Annotated in this window: 15 protein-coding genes; 9 read left to right on the top strand and 6 right to left on the bottom strand. The window is 62.9% G+C overall.

Annotation, left to right across the window (positions count from 1 at the left end; all coding sequences use genetic code 11):
- Positions 1-269 precede the first annotated feature (269 nt).
- Entirely contained in the window at positions 270-680 is a 411-nt protein-coding gene (locus VGM51_11385) for a DUF1801 domain-containing protein (GenBank protein ID HEY3413639.1), read from the bottom strand.
- A 336-nt stretch (positions 681-1,016) separates the two neighbouring features.
- Between VGM51_11385 and VGM51_11390 the strand changes: the two genes are divergently transcribed.
- A complete protein-coding gene (locus tag VGM51_11390; GenBank protein HEY3413640.1) occupies positions 1,017-3,104 on the top strand; it encodes a malectin domain-containing carbohydrate-binding protein in 2,088 nt (695 codons plus the stop codon).
- Positions 3,105-3,136: 32 nt separating this feature from the next.
- On the opposite strand, the gene VGM51_11395 is transcribed toward VGM51_11390, so the two are convergent.
- The 4 genes from VGM51_11395 to VGM51_11410 all read right to left on the bottom strand — a co-directional run bounded on the left by VGM51_11395 (position 3,137) and on the right by VGM51_11410 (position 7,734).
- Positions 3,137-4,381 (bottom strand): PHP domain-containing protein, encoded by a 1,245-nt coding sequence (locus VGM51_11395; GenBank protein HEY3413641.1) that lies wholly within the window; start codon positions 4,379-4,381, stop codon positions 3,137-3,139.
- A gap of 82 nt (positions 4,382-4,463) precedes the next feature.
- Complete coding sequence (locus tag VGM51_11400) at positions 4,464-5,174, bottom strand: polysaccharide deacetylase family protein (GenBank protein ID HEY3413642.1); 711 nt, start codon at positions 5,172-5,174, stop codon at positions 4,464-4,466.
- Positions 5,175-5,179: 5 nt separating this feature from the next.
- Entirely contained in the window at positions 5,180-6,265 is a 1,086-nt protein-coding gene (locus tag VGM51_11405) for a glycosyltransferase family 4 protein (GenBank protein HEY3413643.1), read from the bottom strand.
- 323 nt (positions 6,266-6,588) lie between these two features.
- Entirely contained in the window at positions 6,589-7,734 is a 1,146-nt protein-coding gene (locus VGM51_11410; protein ID HEY3413644.1) for an acyltransferase, read from the bottom strand.
- Positions 7,735-8,105: 371 nt separating this feature from the next.
- Here VGM51_11410 and VGM51_11415 point away from each other — a divergent pair, with 371 nt between their 5' ends.
- The 8 genes from VGM51_11415 to VGM51_11450 all read left to right on the top strand — a co-directional run bounded on the left by VGM51_11415 (position 8,106) and on the right by VGM51_11450 (position 16,766).
- Complete coding sequence (locus VGM51_11415) at positions 8,106-9,281, top strand: hypothetical protein (protein HEY3413645.1); 1,176 nt, start codon at positions 8,106-8,108, stop codon at positions 9,279-9,281.
- Positions 9,278-9,505 carry a hypothetical protein gene (locus VGM51_11420; GenBank protein HEY3413646.1) on the top strand — a complete coding sequence of 76 codons (228 nt, stop codon included), beginning with the start codon at positions 9,278-9,280 and terminating at the stop codon, positions 9,503-9,505. The genes VGM51_11415 and VGM51_11420 overlap by 4 nt, the downstream gene beginning before the upstream one ends.
- A 119-nt stretch (positions 9,506-9,624) precedes the next feature.
- On the top strand, positions 9,625-9,903 hold the full coding sequence (locus VGM51_11425; protein ID HEY3413647.1) for a CopG family transcriptional regulator: 279 nt from the start codon (positions 9,625-9,627) through the stop codon (positions 9,901-9,903).
- Positions 9,897-10,244 carry a type II toxin-antitoxin system PemK/MazF family toxin gene (locus VGM51_11430; protein ID HEY3413648.1) on the top strand — a complete coding sequence of 116 codons (348 nt, stop codon included), beginning with the start codon at positions 9,897-9,899 and terminating at the stop codon, positions 10,242-10,244. Before VGM51_11425 ends, VGM51_11430 begins: the two co-directional genes overlap by 7 nt.
- A 64-nt stretch (positions 10,245-10,308) precedes the next feature.
- Positions 10,309-14,001 carry a DNA polymerase III subunit alpha gene (locus tag VGM51_11435; protein HEY3413649.1) on the top strand — a complete coding sequence of 1,231 codons (3,693 nt, stop codon included), beginning with the start codon at positions 10,309-10,311 and terminating at the stop codon, positions 13,999-14,001.
- Between the two features lie 132 nt (positions 14,002-14,133).
- Entirely contained in the window at positions 14,134-14,838 is a 705-nt protein-coding gene (locus VGM51_11440) for a hypothetical protein (protein HEY3413650.1), read from the top strand.
- Between the two features lie 251 nt (positions 14,839-15,089).
- A complete protein-coding gene (locus tag VGM51_11445) occupies positions 15,090-15,974 on the top strand; it encodes a hypothetical protein (GenBank protein HEY3413651.1) in 885 nt (294 codons plus the stop codon).
- 24 nt (positions 15,975-15,998) lie between these two features.
- Entirely contained in the window at positions 15,999-16,766 is a 768-nt protein-coding gene (locus VGM51_11450) for an SDR family oxidoreductase (GenBank protein HEY3413652.1), read from the top strand.
- A 102-nt stretch (positions 16,767-16,868) separates the two neighbouring features.
- Here VGM51_11450 and VGM51_11455 read toward each other — a convergent pair whose 3' ends face one another.
- Entirely contained in the window at positions 16,869-17,534 is a 666-nt protein-coding gene (locus VGM51_11455) for a peroxiredoxin (GenBank protein ID HEY3413653.1), read from the bottom strand.
- Positions 17,535-17,664 lie beyond the last annotated feature (130 nt).

Genomic DNA, 17,664 nt, shown 5'->3' on the forward strand with positions numbered 1-17,664 from the left:
CGTCGGGTCGTGGCTGTGGCTCTGGCTTCCTTCAGACCCCACCTCGCGGTGACGCCCTTGCCGTCGCTTAACGGTTCCGATTCCCTTTACCGTAGAGGACTTTCACCTCCGAGAACGGGCGCATGCCCGGCGTACATGAAACGGGCCCCCAGCCTAGCGGCGGGGGCCCGAGTTCATTTTTGGAGTGCTGACGTCATATCCAGGACCGGCAGTGCGCCGATGCTGAATTGCCCGGCCGCGAATACCGGGAGCGCCGGGAACCCCGCGGACTACTTCGCTCGCTTCGCCTCTCTGCCGGAGGCATTCAGGGCGACCGCGGCACGGATGAGCGCATTGAACGCGGCCGCATCAACCTCATCCCCGGCATTGATGTCTATCGCCCGCCGCGTGTTCCCTTCGAGGCTCGAGTTGAAGAGCCCAGCCGGGTCAGCGAGCAAAGCCCCCTTGGCGAAGGTCAACTTCACGACCGACTTGTATGTCTCGCCGGTGCAGATGATCCCGTCGTGCGACCAAACAGGAGTGCCCCTCCATTTCCACTCCTCCACAACGTCCGGGTCGGCCTCCCGGATGAGTGCGCGCATCCTGCTCAAGGTCGCCCCGCGCCAATCCCCAAGTTCGGCGATTCTACCGTCAATCAGTTCTGACGCCGATTTCCCGTCCGTCGGTCCCGACTTTACCATGTTCTCCTCCTCAAACGTACGGTCTCCTCCAATTCACGGAAACACCATGCCCCGAACGTGCTATAACGAGGTAACTTCACGCGGCGTACTACTGTTCCAATAACCCTGGGGCATCGAACACCGTATTCTGATCGGCGGATGTGCCGGCGTTGGCGGAACCTCACGGCCGAGTGGGATAACGGCCAGCCGAACAGGGGGTATTGGGAAGGGGCAGCGCCGGACCGACGCCGGCGCGGCCACCCTGAAACGGTGATGGGCGCGTTGAGCTATCCTGTGTCTATGCGTGAACCTGCCCGAAGATCCGCACATCAAACACGGGCGCTCCTCTGCGCCGTTATGACCGCCGGCTTGTTCGCCGCAGGCGCCACGCCGGCCACCTGCGCCGCCACGGCGATCGTGAACCCCGACAAATCGTGGGTCACGTGGGAAGGCTGGGGGTGCTCCCTGTGCTGGTGGGCCAATCAGTTCGGCCAGCGCGACGACCTGGCCGAAGTGCTGTTCACCAACCATACCACCCGCCTAACGTCGAGTGTTGGCCCCTATACACTTCCAGGCCTAGGCTTCAACATCGCCCGCTACAACATCGGGGGCACGAGCAGCGCGCCCGCGTTCGGCGAACACGCGTCCATCCCCGCTTCCCTGCCGCCGTTCAAACAGATCCAGGGATACTGGCTGGACTGGGGCAGCGCCGATCCCGCGTCCGCAAGTTTCGATTGGTCGGCGGACGCCAATCAGCGCGCCATGCTTCTCAAAGCCCGCGATCGTGGGGCGGATCGCCTGGAGGCCTTTTCCAACGCGCCTATGTGGTGGATGTGCTACAACCATAGCACGGCCGGCAGCGATAGCGGCGGCGACAATCTGCAGTCATGGAACTACGAAACCTTTGCCCGCTACCTGGCCACCGTTACCCGGTATGCGCACGATCATTGGGGCGTGGACTTTGAGACCGTTGAGCCGTTCAACGAACCGGCGGCGGGGTGGTGGAAATATCCGGGCGGCCAGGAAAGCTGCCACTTTGATACATCCACCCAGATGCAGGTCATCGCATTCCTCCGCAGCCAGTTGGATGGCCTCGGACTTCAAAACGTCGGGATCAGCGCCTCGGACGAGAACTCCGTAGACAGCGCTCTCAACACGTGGAACGCGCTGGCCGGTTCGACCCGAAACCGTATCGCTCGCGTTAACACGCACGGCTACTCCGGGCTGAGCGCCTATCGCGGGCCGAATCGTTCCGTCCTCTACCAGGCCGTTTCATCCGGCGCAAAACCGCTCTGGATGACCGAATATGGCGAGAGTGACGGCACCGGCCTCACGATGGCGCAGAGCATCCTGCTCGACATCAACGAAACGCACGCCACGGGATGGGTATACTGGCAGCCACTGGACAGCGGGGGATGGGGACTCATCCAGTCCAACCCCGGCGACAACTGGATCGGGCCGGCGAACGCCAGGTATTACGTCCTGGCCCAGTTCAGCCGCCACATCCGCCCCGGCATGGCAATTCTGGACAGCGGTGATCCCGGCTCTGTGGCCGCGTACGACCCGACTGGCCACACATTGGTGATCGTGACAGTAAACGGCCCCACGGGGCGCTGGATGAGCTACGATCTGTCCCGTTTCCGAAGCGCGGCCGGGCCGGTGACACGATGGACGACCGCCGCCGATGGGAGCGCTTTGTACGTCCGCGGCGCGGATACGGCGCTCAACGGCCTGGCGTTCCGGTCCTGGTTAGCTCCGAACACGGTGCAGACATTCGAAGTGCGGAACGTATTCCTGAACGCCACCGCGGTGTGGCAGGTCAATGCCGGAGGACCCGCCGTTGGCCCGGTTGCGGCGGATGCCGGTTTCGCCGGTGGGGCGGTTTCCTCCACGAACGCGCTCATCGACGCGGGCGCTTCCCAGGCGGTACCGCCCGCGGCCTACAGCAGCGAACGGTACGGCGACTTCCGCTACGTGGCGTCGGGTCTCACACCGGGAGCTGATATGGAGGTGCGCCTTCATTTCGCGGAGATACATTTCATCGAGGCCGGCAGGCGGCTATTCAACGTGTGCATCAACGGCGCCCGGGTGCTGACCGATTTCGACGTCTTCACGGAGGCCGGCGGGGCCAATAAAGCTGTGGTACGGTCATTCCCTGCGAGGGCAGGCAACAACGGGATTATCACGATCGATTTCTCGCGCGGCGCACTCGATCAGCCCACCGTCAGCGCCATCGAGGTGTGGAGCCGGATGCAGTACATCACCCGGCCGTATACGCTCTCGGATCTGATTCGCGCGGCCAGCATTGCGGACGGCATCACCTTCACGACCGGGGAAGACCTCGCCCGCTTTGACCTCGTCGGCGGTCTGTCACTGGGAAAGATCGACCTGTCGGACGCCACCCTCGTCGCCCGTAAAGTTGCCGGACTCGAACCCAATCCGTGAGGCCTTCCCCGGGACTGTGCGCACAAGATCGCTCAGAACCGTTTGGACACGAACACCCACGGCTGTGGCAACAGCGTTACGCGCGCCTGGTCGGCGCCGGTGGCCTTCTTCAATAACATGCCCAACGCCCCCACATCGGAGCCGAACAGCGAGTTGAAAGTGAAGACCATCCGCGGGAGGCCGCTTCGGATGCTGTGGATGAGCTTGAGGTCATCATCCCGCGAAACCGCAGAGCACCGCCCGGCCAGAATGGCCGCCCGCACCGCTTCCACGTTGGGCGCGCAACCCTGCAGCAGGGTGTAATTCGTGGCAACCATTGCGGGGTCGTGCGCGTCGCTGGCGCCGATGCGCGGCCTGGTGACAGCCGCATAGAAAGCGACGCGCTCCGGCTCCCCGCGGCGATCGAGGATAAAGTGCAGATCTTCGGCGCCGTTGCATGTTTCCACCGCATCGAACGGCAGCGTGTTCGCCAGCCCCCCCACTCCGTCATCCAGTCTCGGGTGCGCCGCGATAGCAATCCCCCCTTGCGCGTGGATTTCATCAATGGTGCGGTCTGCTCCCATGCGGGGTGCAATTTCGCGCTTCAGGAACAGCCCGATGATGTGGCCGTCGGTACTGCTTATCTCCTCCCCGGGGATGACGAAGAACGAAGCCGGAATCTTTCCCTCGCGCACCAGGCGGGGCAGTGCCTCAGCCGCCTTTCGCGCGCCTTCCATCGTGTTATGGTCTGTGATCGCGATTCCGGCGAGGCCGCGTCGGGCGGCGATACGGATCATCTCGGTGGGGTCGGCCAGTGAATCGTGACTAAAGCACGTGTGCACATGCGTGTCAACCGCGATTGCGCCGGGCGGCGCATCCACCTTGCCCAGAAGGTCAAGACGGCGCGCGGTGAGCCGTTTGGCGTACGTCGCGTAGAGGTCGCCCTGCGGTCGGAACAACATTTGTAAGCCATTGCCTCTGCGAAGGAACGGAAGCGCGAGAATGGCTTTGTTGCGCAAGATATGCCAGTTCGGTTCGTCATCGCCGGGGCGGGAATCGAACAGGCGCTGCAGTTCGTAGAGCGTTGCCTTGCCGTAACTGCCCGTGGAGCCGGAGTCATCAAGCCCGAACACCAGGGAGGCGGGGCTTCTGCCCGAGGCAATCTGCTCGTCGTACCAGTGCCGTTCGGCTTGCTGAAGCCAGAGGGGGTCATTCAGGGAAATAAGGGATTGTGCGAAGGATGATTTCGCCATCGCTAACGCGGCAACAGTGACAGCTACCAGTACAACAATTCGCATGAAGCCCCCTGCGTGGCAACGCAATTCCGACAGCGGCAGATTCGTCGCGGTCCGGCCGGCACAAACGATCACAAGTGTCCGGTCACGGACTTCTCACGATGCGAAACAGCAGTCCAAGAGGCCCTGCGCGGTGCGAGACACTGACACGCGGCAGAAGGAAAGGATCCGCGCCGGTATGTACCCGCCCCCGTGCCGTCGTAACTGCTAACGTAAACCCGCTCTCAACCACCGCGTTCCGCGCAAATTCATCGACACAGCCCGAAGGGTAACAGAACGACGTCACCGGACGATCCAGCAGCGCTTCCAACCCGGTACGGCAGTCCGCGACCTCGCGCCGCAGGGTTTCCGCGTCCAAAGTAGTCAGGTCTGGGTGCGATACGGTATGGCCCCCTATGTCCCATCCCTCATCGGCCATCGCCCTGATTTGTTTGGCGTTCAGCAGAGGGCGCCCGCAGAGTGTCGGCGCGGTCTCCCAGTCATTGCTTCCACCGATCCGGCCGCTCACGATGAAGGCGCTGGCCGTGAAACCGTGCTCCTGTATGACCGGGCGGACCGACCACCACAGGTCCCCGTCACCGTCGTCAAATGTGAGCGCGAAGCGTTTCCTTGGCATCGCGGCGCCGGCCGCGGCCAGGCGGGCGACTTCGGCGAGGGACAGGGTTTTCCAGCCAAGCCGCCGGAGAAGCCTCATCTGGGCGGCAAAGACCGGGGCATGGCAGAAAATGCTCCGATGGTGACGTTGGTGAGGGTGGTCGCCGACGAAATGGTACGTGAGGATGGGTAGGCGAACCATACCGGCTAGGCCGCCACGGGGCGCCAGTTCAGGGCATCCAGATAGACCGCTTGAGTGGCGTCGGCCATCGCCTGCGGTGTGAAGCGTTCTGATGCTTCCTCGCGGGCCGCGGCGCCCAGGCGGCGGCGCAGGGCACCGTCCGCCAACGTGGACATGAGGGCCTCCGCCAGGGACTCAGGGTTCTCCGGGGGAACGAGGAGACCCGTCACGTTGTGCTCCACAACCTCGGGTATGCCGCCTACGGTGGACGCGACCACCGGTCGGCCCAGCGTCATCGCTTCCAGAAGGACCAGGGAACACGACTCCATCCGGGACGGCGCGACGATGAGGTCGCACGCTTCCATAACCGCCCCCATGTTGTTGCGCGCGCCGAGGAATCGGACGCGATCGGCGACGCCCAATTCGTCCGCCAATGTGCGCAACACGGCGCCCCACTCCGCCTCTTCCGGACCGGCGAATACGGCCCACGGGCGGATGCTGTCCGGGATCGCGGCGAGGGCGCGGAGAAAGATGTCATGTCCCTTTACATTGGTCACGCGGCCCATCAGGCCAACCACTTGCCCGCCCGCGGGGAAGCCCCAGGAGGCGCGTTCCTCGTCAGCGTGAGCGGCGTCTCCCACCAGCTTATCGACGTCCACTCCGTGAGGCACCACGACGATCCGGTCGTGCCGGATCTCGGGGATGACCTCCTCCCGCCCTATCGATGTTGGAACAAGCAGGCGATCCAGGTAGCGCATCGTCCAGTTCGAGTGGAACATGTGGTCGGTGCCCACCGAGGCGCAGCGAGCGACCTTTCCGGTGGCCATGGCGTAAAACATCCCGCGGATCAGGTGCCCATGCACCACATCCAGGCGTTCGCGTTTCACGATGGCGACCAGTTTCGCCAGGGAAATGGCGTCGAGGGTTCCGCGGAGAGACATCGGCGTGTAAGGGATGTTGAGCCCCTCGAGTTGGGACTGCAGCCACCCGCCCCGCGGGAACGCGATATGCACCCGCATGCCCTGCTCCTGCTGAGTGCGCGCCAGAAGCAGCACGTGGCGCTCAACGCCGGCGAGGGAATTGCCGGAAACCACATGCAGCACGCCGGGCATTGGGCGGGCCGCCCTGCGGCCCCTGCGAGGGAGCGCCGCTAGAGGGGCGGTGGCCGCCCTGAGCGCCTGGTGGGCAGGGAATATAACTGTTAACGGGTGTTGCCAAGGCATATTCGGGTCTGGGGCGACGCCGCGGATCACGCGCGGTCGGGCCAACGAGTTATGTTGGCATGGTTCCTTCATTAAAGGAAACAGCGCTTTGCCAGGGGTTGTTCCGCCGCGTTCTACGGGTTATCCGCGGCCGAGGACCTGTTGAATCCGACCGAAATCCCCACGGCCCGGCAGACATCCGCCGTCGTGGAAGCGCTGGCCTGGTATCCGGCCTACGAAACAGGCTGGATCTCCGCGCTCTCGGCGGCCAGGTTGGGCACCGGTTTGAGCGCTGAAGCGGCTTTGGGCTTGCGGATGATGAACCGCTTCTCGACGAATGCGTAACTGCCCATGGCCAGGACTGAGGTCACGGCGAGGGAGACAAGAAAGAGAGTGATCGGGCTGAGGTAATTGTGGAAATGCTGGGTCAGTAGTTGTTGAATCGGCCAGGAATAGATATAGAGGCCGAAGGAGTAATCGGCTCCTCCGGCAAACCGATGCAGTGCCAGGCGGCGGGCGAAACCGATATAGAGGAGCACGTACCCCCCAAAGATGGGCTCCGTGATGGCAAGCCCTTTGTAGAATGAAGCGACGACGACCAGCACCGAGAAGAGGAATAGCTTTCTGTTGTAGGGGATCACGTCGCGATACAGGTAAAAGACCATTCCGGCGGTGAAGAACGTCAGCAGAGGTGGCCATTCACCCATCATGCCTGTGAAGTGTCCGCCCTTGTTCGCGAGCCATGTCGGATCAAAATAGGTTTGCCAGATGAATGCGCTCATCGCGGCCAGGAAGATAGCAAGGACGAGGGCACGGTACCGCAATGCGCCGGCCAGTCCAAGTATGGCAACGATGAGGTAGCATCGGAATTGGTAGACGATGGACCACATCGGGTCGTTGATCTTCCCGGCTAACGGGTTGCCGGGGAATGCGGCTTGGATTGCCGGCACTTGCAGGCGCGCCAGGCTGGTGAGGTAGCCGCGCAGGCTGAGATGGTGAAAATACGTTGAGGTATCGGTTACCGCAAGGGGGCCGACGACAAGCAGGCAAAACAGGGACATCACCGCTACCCCTGGGTATAAACGCAACGCTCGACGACGGAGGTACTCCCACGTGCTGCGCCGATGCAGCCAGGCCGCTGTGATGAGGAATCCGCTCATCATGAAGAAATAGATGACGCCGACGCCCAGGGTGTCTGTTTGTCGGTTTGTCAGGTATGAGAACGCATCCCGGACGGAGTGTCCGGAGAGCGTCATGTATGAGTGGCGGTAGATGATGGCTACGGCCATCAGCATCCGGATAACCGTGAGGTTATTCTTGCGGTTGCTGCTGACGTCGCCCAGTTTGGTGTTCTGATCGGATGTTTCGTCAGGTGCCATTTTGTGGTTGCGCGGTTTCGGCCTTTCGGCTGTCGAGGGGTTTATTCCGATTCTGAAGTGCTTCTCATAACTTCATGGCATAGATGTTAGCCTTCAGTGCCCGCCTGTTCCAATTTGCTGCAATAAGCACTCCAACCGTTCGCTCAACCACTTCTCTCTGGTGTGCGGAAAAATCCCACGCTGGAGTCTGCTTCTTTTTGACGTGAGCGAGCGTGCGTTGGTTGCCGATCGCCCGGCCTGGTTTGGGGCAGCGCCTCCGCTTGGCAGTCCTGACTGTGAATTTTCCCCAAGTAACACCGTACGAATGTTCGCATCCCCGGCGAAAGATGGTAAAATGAGCCGTAGAACAAATGTACGGTGAGGTTGACAACATGCAACGCTGGGTTGGGGCCATTCGCATAACGGGACTGTACACCCACGTGGAGGCGGAACGCGGCACGCCGTCGCCGCTCGCCGTGGCGAACGGCAAGACCATCATGGATGCCTGCCCCGCCGCCCGCTCCCGCGGCGTGGCGCCCGGCATGCCCGTGCCCACCGCCCGGCGATTCTGCGGCGGCCTGCGCGTCATCCCCTACGATCCCCGCCGTTACCGCTCCATATCCAACGCGTGGATGCGCCTCGGGCTGGAACACGCGCCCTGGCTGGAGCCGCTCGATCCCCACGAGGCGTTCCTGGATCTGGCCGGCCACCCCGATCCGGAAGGCGCCATCGCCGAAATCCACGCCGGGGTCTTCGCGATGGGCTTCTCCGTCCGCGCCGGCCTGGCCACCAACAAACTCGTTGCCCGCGCCGCCACCATCGTGCCGGATACCCTGCGCGACAATGTGACCCTCGTACCCGCCGGCGCCGAGGCGGCTTTCCTGGCCCCCCACCCTGTGCGCGCCCTCTGGCCGCTCAACGAGAAGGTGATCCAGCGCCTGGAACGCCTGGAATATGAAAACGTGGCCGAACTGGCCGCTTCGGATGTGGCGGACCTGAAGGCACAGGTGGGGCGCGAGGCGTCGCTGGTCCATACTCTGGCCCGCGGCGTTTATCCCGACCCTGTGCGCCCGCTCTACCCGGAGGCCAACATACGTCGCCGCAAGCGTTGGCTCGAAGGGCTTGAGCGCGAGGAAGACCTGGCGACAGCCGTCACCGAGATGGCGGAGGACGCGGCGGTGCAGTTGGGCGGCCGCTGCTGCCGCGTGATGTGCGTGATACTGGAACTGGAAGACCATACGCGCCTGGAGGAGCGGGAAACACGCCGTCTGCTGGATCGCTCCTGCCTGCCTGCCGTGGCCAAACGCCTTGTCGCCCGGATGGCGCCGGAGCACCCGGTGACGGGCATGGCATTCATCGGCGCCGATATCGTGGACCCGCCGCCGCTGGAAGGTGATCTTTTCACGCTCGATAAAATCCGGCGCAAGCGCACTCTGGAGACGTCTATGGAGTGCCTGGAAGAGCGCTACGGCAAGCGTATCCTGTTTCCGTGTTCCGATGTTCCCATCCCGTGGCGGCAAAGGGCGTGGGAAGCGTTCTGGAGCCGCCACAGGGGAATTGCAAATTGAAAAGTGCAAATTTCAAATTGCAAATTGGCCCCGCGGCAAGGTGGGTGGTATTGGATGGCCGGCGCGTGGTGGTGCAGTCGGTGCTTCGGGAGTGGGACGAGCCGGCCGCGCCGTGGGCAGGCGTTGCGGAACGGCGCTACGCTCGCCTTCTGTTGCAATCCGGGGCTGTGCTGGATGTCTATCGCGAGGGTGACCGCTGGACGGTAAGCGCCGTGGAAGACTGAGGGAAAACGATGAAGTATGGACGATGAACGATGAATTCCGCAACCAAATTCATCGCTCATCGTTCCGCGTTCATCGCTTCCCATTGTGGTATACTTTCGGTAGGAAGGAGGGTATAACCATGCCCGCGGTGAAAACGGCCATATCGGTCGATCGGGAGTTGTTTGAGGCGATGGAGGAACTGGCGAGCCGCCGGAAGGTCTCTCGCAGCCGCCTGTTTGCGGAGGCAGCGCAGGAACTGGTCAGGAAAGACCGGAACCAGCGCCTGCTGGAGCAGATCAACGCGACTTGCGGCGAGGGCCCGGACGAAGAGGAGAAGGCGTTTATGCGTCGGGCGACCGCGTTGGCGGCGGAACGCCTGAGGCGTGAGGAGGAAGCGGCTGGAGCGCCACCATGGTAATTCGCCAGGGTGAAGTATTCTGGACCGATCTGGGGCAGCCCGCCGGCTCGGAACCGGGGTACCGTCGACCATGCATCGTCATCCAGAATGATACGTTCAATGCCAGTCGAATCGGCACAGTGCTGATCTGCACGCTTACGACGAACATCGCGCTGGCATCGGCGCCGCACAACGTATTGTTGGAACCGGGTGAAGGCGGCTTACCCAAACGGAGCGTCGTGAATGTGTCACAGGTTATGACGGTGGACAGGACGCAGTTGGAGGGGCGCATCGGTTCGCTCTCTTCGCGGCGTATCCGCGAGGTTATCGCCGGGGTTCACCTGGTGATAGATCCGTCGTAGGCGGGAGTTGGACGGAAGCACCGGCATCGCCCTGGATGCCGGACGCTGAATGCCGGATGCTGATATGGAACAGGACTTCATTCCACCGATAAAGACGCGGAACAACGCGGGGAAGCCCCCTTGCGACCACATTCCTTCGTCCGGGCGCCCGCGGCCGCCGGCCCTCAAGATCAGCGATGACGGCGGCTGGCATACCAACGACCCGAAGCACATTCCGTCGGCCCCAATCTCCATCCCCCACTCCCCATCCGCCGAGTACGTGGAACTGCACTGCCACAGCCAGCACAGCCTGCGCGATGGCGCGGCACACGTGGAGGACCTGGTGGAGCGCGCGGCGGCCATGGGTATGCCCGCGCTGGCAATGACCGACCACGATTCGATGTCCGTGGCGCCGGAGTTTCGCGCGGCGGCCATGGCGGTCAGGTTGAAGCCCATCCAGGGCGTAGAGGTTTCGTACGGAGAGCACGCGGGCGGGCAGTTTCACATTACGCTGCTGTCTGAGACCGACGAGGGATTCGCCAACCTGTGCGCAATGATTTCGAAGTACAGTGCCGCTGCCCCTAACCCCCCAGCCCCCTTCCCTGCGAGCGTAGCGAGCGAATCAGGGAAGGGGGCCGGGGGGTTAGGTTCCGGCATCCTCTGCCTCACCGGCTGCGCCAAGGGCGAACTGGCATATCATCTCCTGCGCCACGAGGAAGAGAAAAGCGAACAAATGCTCGCTTTCTGGTGCGACGCCTTCGGCAAGGATAACGTCTTCGTCGAACTCCAGGACCACCGCCTGGGCTTCGAACCCGGACTCAATCGCAAACTCACAGACCTGGCGAAACGCTTCGGCCTGCCGGTCGTTGCCACCAACAACGTCCACACGCTCACGCGAGAGGATTTCTGGGTACACGAAGCCCTCGCCTGCTGGCGCGCCGGCCGCCTCAGCCGCTCCGCCGTTTTCCCGGACCGGCCGCGCAGCGCGGAGGTGTACCTGAAATCCGGCGAAGAAATGGCGCATCTGTTCCCGCCGGAAGCGCTGAAAAACACCCTCGTGATTGCGGAGCGCTGCCAACCCGTTCTGGACCCTGCGGTGCGCCGCTGGCCGGAATACGCGCCGCCGGAAGGGTTCACCGAAGCGACCTACCTGGACCATCTGGCCGGCATCGGCGCAAAGGCCCGCTATGGCGCCTGCGTACCGGATCACGTACAGCGGCGCATCCAGTACGAGCTTCGTCTGATCCGCGACAAGGGGTTCGCGGGTTATTTCCTCCTGGTGTGGGCCGCCTGCAAATGGATGCGTGACGTTGATATCCTCTACCGCGTGCGCGGCTCGGCCGGCGGCAGCGTGGTCGCCTATTGCCTCTACATCGCCACGCTGGATCCGTTCGTCTACAACCTGTCGTTTGACCGCTTCCTCAACGAAGCCCGTAACGCGCCGCCGGATATCGACCTGGATATCGACAGCCGCGAACGCGACCGCGTGGTGGCGCACATGCGCGAGGTTTATGGCCGTGACCGCGTGGCCAGCGTGGCGGCTTACAATACCATCCGCGGGAAATCACTCATCCGCGATTTCGGCCCCGTGTTCGATCTGCCGGCGGACGCGATCGACATCGCCAGCAAGTCTCTGCGTAACGTGGGCGCCCACCACCTGGAAGATGCGTTTGAGTATCTGCCGCAACTGCGTGATGCCGGCCTGCCCAAAGAGCCGTTCCGCCCGCTCATCGAACTGGGCAAGTACATCTCCAGGTTCCCCAGCCATAACCAGACGACCGTGGGTGTGGTCATCTCCGGCCTGCCGCTCACACAGGTCTCCCCCCTCTGGCCCGCCGCGAAGGATGGCGAGGCCGCCGTGGCCTATGACAAGGACTGGGTGGAGAGGGTCGGCCTCATCAAGACCGATTTTCTGTTCCTGCGTGAACTCGCCGCGATACGGGACTGCGTGAAGAGCATCGGGGGCGAGGGGCAGTCAGATATCCTGAGCGAAGCCGGCGCCGGCCGGGCACTGAAGTACCCGTCTGGAGGGCCTTCGGCCAATCGTCCTTCGGACGACGGACACAGCCGGCAGGTTCGCCCTTTGTGGCGCGGTCTGCCGCACGAAGTCTCCGCTCAGGATACCTGCCTTACTCGCATCGCCGGGTCGCCGTGTCGCCCCATCGCCGCGTCACCCTCTCTCCCCCTCACCCCCTCGCCTCAGCCCCCGTCCTCCATCCCCCATCCCCTATCCCCTGACTTCTACGACTCCATCCCCCTCGACGACGTGGCCACGTTCGATCTGCTGTCCTCGGGCCGCACCATCGGCGTGTTCCAGTTGGAGTCGCCTGCCCAGCGGGTGCTGATGCAGCGGCTGAAGCCGCGCCACATCTCCGATTGCGTGGCCGCGGTGGCGCTGATCCGGCCTGGCCCGATCACCGGGGACGCCGTGAACCCGTTTGTGATGCGCCGGACCGGCCGCGAGGAGGTCGTCTACCCGGACGAGCGCCTGAAGCCTGTGCTGGAGGATACGCTGGGCGTGGTGATCTACCAGGACCAGGTCATTGAGTTGGCGATGGCCGCCGCGGGTTGGAGCCCGGACCGCGCGGATACCCTGCGCCGGCGCATCAGCCACGCGCGCAGCAAGGACAAGATGCGGGACATCGCGGTGGAGTTCATCGCGGCCGTGCAGGAGAACGACTTCACGAAAGAGGTCGCGGAGTGGTGTTTCAAAAGCATCCTTGGGTTTGCGAGTTACGGCTTCTGCCACGCCCACGCGGCGGCGTTCGGCGAGACAGCCTACAAGAGCGCCTACCTGTTGGCCCATTACCCCAGCCACTATCTGATGGGCGTGATGAACAACTTCCCGATGGCCTACTACCCGCTGCGCACCGTGGTCGCGGAAGCCCGGCGGCGCGGCGTGAAGGTGCTGGGGCCGGATGTGAACCGCAGCGGGACCGACGACCGCGCGAACGGCACAACCATCCGTTCCGGCCTGAAACATATCCACGGCATGAAGAAGCGCACGCTCGAAGCGGCCGCCGCTGCGCGGGCGCAGGGGCCATTTTACAGTGTGCAGGAATTCTGCACGCGCGTGCCCGTTTCGCGTGATGAAGTGGAGTCCCTGGCCCTCGCCGGCGCGTTCGATGGTCTTCACCGCAACAGAAAAGCCGTGCTGCGGGCATCCGCGCGACTGGCGAGCGAGGGATCTGACCGCCGTGCCTCCGGCGCAACCCTTCTATCGTCCACCACGCTGCCGAACGTACGCGATTTCAGCCCGTACGAAAAATCGCTCAAGGAACTCGCCGTGCTGGGCTTCAGCGCGGGGGCGGAGCCGATGTCGTTTCATCGAAGGCGGCTGGAGATCGCGGGCGTGCAGACGTGCCTCAGCGTGGACGGCCTGCGGGACGGCGCTCGCGTCATCGTGGCCGGCTGGCGGACTCGCGCCCATACCCCGCCCATCAAGAGCGGAAAAACCATCGTCTTCTTCACGCTGGAGGACGAAACGGACACGCTGGACATCACCGTCTTTCCGGACGTGTACGATATCTACGGTCGCACGGTGTTCTCCGAGAAGATGGTGGTGGTGTGCGGTCACGTGAACGACCGCGATGGCGCGCGCGGAGTGGTGGCGGAGAGCATCCGCCCGATGCGGGACGTTCTGCTGGCCGCCCGGGAGATGGAGGAGGCGTTGCCGCTGATGTCGGACGTATCCTACGCCGAAACCGGCTGGACGCTGCCCCAACTGCTGGCCGGATTCCCTACCGCATTCGCCCCCAACGAACGCGACGGCCGATAGCAGCAGGACGGTAGCGGCAATACACGTAGGCCGCGAGATGTGGAATATCCGTATGGAGAATCCGCTGGTGAGTGTCACGCGCACCCCGCGAATGACTACTTTACGAAATCCACCAGAAAGAGAGCTGGCCTGATGCACCCTGCCGCCGACGCCTGCCGCCCGCAAGTACCCAATATCCAGGCATTTTATCTCAACGGAACCCAGGCACTCTACGACCTGTTGGAATGCTCCCAGTATGGATCTGTGACCCAGGCTGTCGCATCGCTAACCGCCTTTACGCACCCCCAGACGGTTGCATCCACCCGCACGATGAACCTGTTCGTGACGATCCGCAATTTCGCGGGGCGGGGACTCATTACCGACCACCCCACGTGTGGACGTGTGATGCAGGACGACAATTACTCGCCGACTGCCGCCTTCCTCTGGGCAAATGGGATAAGGCCCTCACGAGGCGCAACGATCAAAAGCTACCTCGGAGATGTCCAGTTCAACCACATCTGGACCAGGTCTCAAGACGTGCATGCCTACACGTCGCTGGCGAACCTCTGCATGACCCCGTCCTTCCTGGCGAAACTCACCGACACAGACCATGAGATCCGGAATCTACTGCGCTTTCGTGCTTACGACTTGTACTCATACGTTCCGAAAGACGAGCCCATACCCGCAAAACCCGATGACTACGATGCCCTGCAATGGTGCCCGCCGGTGCCGGCGGTCCCGGATGTGGAGCAGGCATTTCGCCAGGCAATGCGTACCAAGCCGCAAGACCGCATAACGAGATCGGCCCGCGAGTTAGGCTGGTATTTCAGCCACTACCAGCCTGACACAACCCTGTGACGCATCCTGTGCGCGATTCCCCACCGCATTCGCCGCTAGCGAACGCGACAGCAGCCGAGATTCCCGGGCTTCCGAACCGCGCAAACTGCCGAGGTCGCCATCCGCTGCCCGGCCTCTGGAATCACGGCCGCTTCGCGAGTGTTATGCAGGGGTATGCCAACGTTAGCGCCTCACCGTTCCGCAAAATACACGCTGGACGGGGCGGCGCGGACTATGCCGTCGCACGGAAATACAGATCATCGGAGGCAGCATTGGAGCTTTTTAGCGTCTCAAAAATCGAACCACTGGTGCTGGACGCCCAGCCGCCTTTGTCCGAAGCACACACCATGAGCCCTTACGTATGGCAGACGCCCGGAGGCTACAGCGTGATGGTTCGAGCGGTGAGTACGGCCGCCGACGCTGCGGGCGCCGTGTCGGCCATCTACTATGGAGAATCCACGGACGGCCTCCGTTTCCATATGGACAAGCGCCCCGTCATCGCACCGGGCAAGAACCCCAGCGAACAGGATGGCTGCGAAGATCCTACCGTTGTCCACATCGACGATAGGTACTACGTCTACTACACGGGCTGGAACTGGGCCGAGAAGCGCGGTGAACTGATGCTGGCGGACGGCCCCGATGTCCATCACCTGCGGCAGCGAGGCATCCGCCTTCCGTCGACCGACCGCGTGAGCAACCCGAAAGAAGCCACCCTGGTTCAGACACGAGACGGATCATGGAGGCTGTTCTTCGAGTTCGCCGCCGACGGCAAGTCCAAAATCGGGGTGGGAGCGTCCCGTACGGTGGACGGGCCCTGGATGGTTGAGCCGCCTCTCATGGATGCGCGACCCGACAAATGGGACAATTGGCATCTCAGCACCGGGCCGATTCTCACCACGGACAACCATAGACCGATCATGTTCTACAACGGCGCCACACACGACGCCGTATGGCGGATCGGCTGGATTATGTTTGACGCCCAGTATCTGCGCGTGCTGGACCGGTGTGACGGCCCCATCTTCACGCCGGTACTGGATATCGCAGGCGAAACGGACATCGCCTTCGCCGCCTCTGTCATCCAGGAAAACGGCAACGCATCCCTGTACTACTCCGTTGGGGACCAGGAAATGCGCCGGGCGACGCTGCATCGGCGCTAGAGCACTGCGGAAGGAACCCACACCATGCGTTTGGCAGGAAAGACGGCGATTGTTACGGGCGCCGCTACCGGCATCGGTCGGGCTATTGCGCTCGCGCTCGCGGCGGAAGGCGCCTCCGTCGCCGTAGACTACGTTCAGACTGATGACACCGCCTCGAAAGTGGTCCAGGACATTTTGGCCACAGGCGGGAAAGCCGTGGCGTTGAACGCGGATGTGTCCGATGCGTCGCAGGTGGCTGATCTTGTCACCCGGACCGTCGAAGCGTTTGGTCGCCTGGACATTATGGTGAACAACGCGGGAATCGAGCACAAGATGCCGTTCCTGGAAACGCCGCTCGACGTCTGGTCGAAGGTCATCGCGGTGAACCTGACTGGCGCCTGGATCTGCGCGCAAGAGGCGGCCCTTCAGATGGTCAGGCAAGGCCGCGGAGGGCGCATCATCAACATATCATCGGTCCACGAAGATCTGCCCATGCCATCGAACGCGCCCTATTGCGCGGCCAAAGGAGGGCTTCGCATGCTGATGCGAACGATGGCTCTGGAACTCGCGCCGCACGGCATTACCGTGAACAACATCGGCCCCGGAGCGATCGACACACCCATGGATGCTCCCCTCAGGCAAGATCCCGAATCGATGCGCGCCCTTCTGGACGAAATCCCGCTGGGGCGGATGGGCAAACCGGAAGACGTGAGCGCCGTCGCCTGCTTCCTGGCGTCCGATGACGCAGGATACGTTACCGGCAGTACCTACTTCGTTGATGGCGGTCTTATGCGGTCCGCGAAGAGCCTGTGACGAGGGGGTGGTCTGCCACCCGGCGGGCCGGAGGGTAGCGGATCCCCCCGGCCCATCGCGTCAACCATCCTCACACTCAAGTCCCGCAATCCCTGGTCGGGCCTACAGTGAGCGCTTGCAGAAGTACCAATCGGTACATTCATAGCCTTCCGTCATTCGAGCCTCGGCGCCTTCGGTCGTCGCAGGGGGTGGCACGACAACCTTGTCGCCCGGGGACCAACCCTCTGGGGTCGCGACCTTGTTCTTGTCTGCTGTCTGGAGCGCCTCCAGCAGGCGGAGGAACTCCGCGATGCTTCGGCCGTTCGACATGGGGTAATAGACCATCGCGCGCAGCATTCCGTCCGGATCGATAAAGAACACGCTGCGCACGGCCGACGTGTTACTCGCACCAGGGTGGATCATGCCGTAATCGCCGGCGACCTTCATCGAGAGGTCGGCGATCACGGGGAACGGAACGTGTACGCCGAACTTTTCCTCGATGTTTCGCATCCAGGCGATATGGCTCTGGACGCCGTCAATGGATAGGCCGAGCAAGTCGCAATTCAGCGCCTGGAACTTGGGGTGATTGATGGCGAAGGCCACAAACTCACTGGTGCATACCGGCGTGAAATCCGCCGGGTGAGAAAACAGGACGAGCCATCTGCCCTTGTAATCGCTCAGTTTCTTGATGCCGTGGGTAGTGGTGGCCTCGAAATCGGGCGCGGGTTCATTCAGGCGTGGCAACCCGACAGGCTTGCCGGTCTCCGTGCCAACTGAGGTGTCTGGCAATGCAGTCTCCTTTCGCAACTGGTCAGGCAAAACATTCCCGACTATCCTGATAAAGACCGTGATGAATGGCGAAGTTCCACCGGGCCGGCCCGGTCCGGGCGCGATCCTCGTCATTTCACGGGCTACCTGT

The organism is Armatimonadota bacterium, from assembly GCA_036504095.1.
GTDB lineage: Bacteria > Armatimonadota > DTGP01 > JAKQQT01 > JAKQQT01 > DASXUL01.

What these genes read in the sequence shown, in the direction of transcription:
- VGM51_11435 (HEY3413649.1), top strand. Translation starts at nt 10,309, where the DNA reads ATGGAACAGGACTTCATTCCACCGATAAAGACGCGGAACAACGCGGGG.
- VGM51_11415 (HEY3413645.1), top strand. Translation starts at nt 8,106, where the DNA reads ATGCAACGCTGGGTTGGGGCCATTCGCATAACGGGACTGTACACCCAC.
- VGM51_11405 (HEY3413643.1), bottom strand. Translation starts at nt 6,265, where the DNA reads ATGCCCGGCGTGCTGCATGTGGTTTCCGGCAATTCCCTCGCCGGCGTT.
- VGM51_11430 (HEY3413648.1), top strand. Translation starts at nt 9,897, where the DNA reads ATGGTAATTCGCCAGGGTGAAGTATTCTGGACCGATCTGGGGCAGCCC.
- VGM51_11410 (HEY3413644.1), bottom strand. Translation starts at nt 7,734, where the DNA reads ATGGCACCTGACGAAACATCCGATCAGAACACCAAACTGGGCGACGTC.
- VGM51_11390 (HEY3413640.1), top strand. Translation starts at nt 1,017, where the DNA reads ATGACCGCCGGCTTGTTCGCCGCAGGCGCCACGCCGGCCACCTGCGCC.
- VGM51_11425 (HEY3413647.1), top strand. Translation starts at nt 9,625, where the DNA reads ATGCCCGCGGTGAAAACGGCCATATCGGTCGATCGGGAGTTGTTTGAG.
- VGM51_11440 (HEY3413650.1), top strand. Translation starts at nt 14,134, where the DNA reads ATGCACCCTGCCGCCGACGCCTGCCGCCCGCAAGTACCCAATATCCAG.
- VGM51_11395 (HEY3413641.1), bottom strand. Translation starts at nt 4,381, where the DNA reads ATGCGAATTGTTGTACTGGTAGCTGTCACTGTTGCCGCGTTAGCGATG.
- VGM51_11385 (HEY3413639.1), bottom strand. Translation starts at nt 680, where the DNA reads ATGGTAAAGTCGGGACCGACGGACGGGAAATCGGCGTCAGAACTGATT.
- VGM51_11400 (HEY3413642.1), bottom strand. Translation starts at nt 5,174, where the DNA reads ATGGTTCGCCTACCCATCCTCACGTACCATTTCGTCGGCGACCACCCT.
- VGM51_11450 (HEY3413652.1), top strand. Translation starts at nt 15,999, where the DNA reads ATGCGTTTGGCAGGAAAGACGGCGATTGTTACGGGCGCCGCTACCGGC.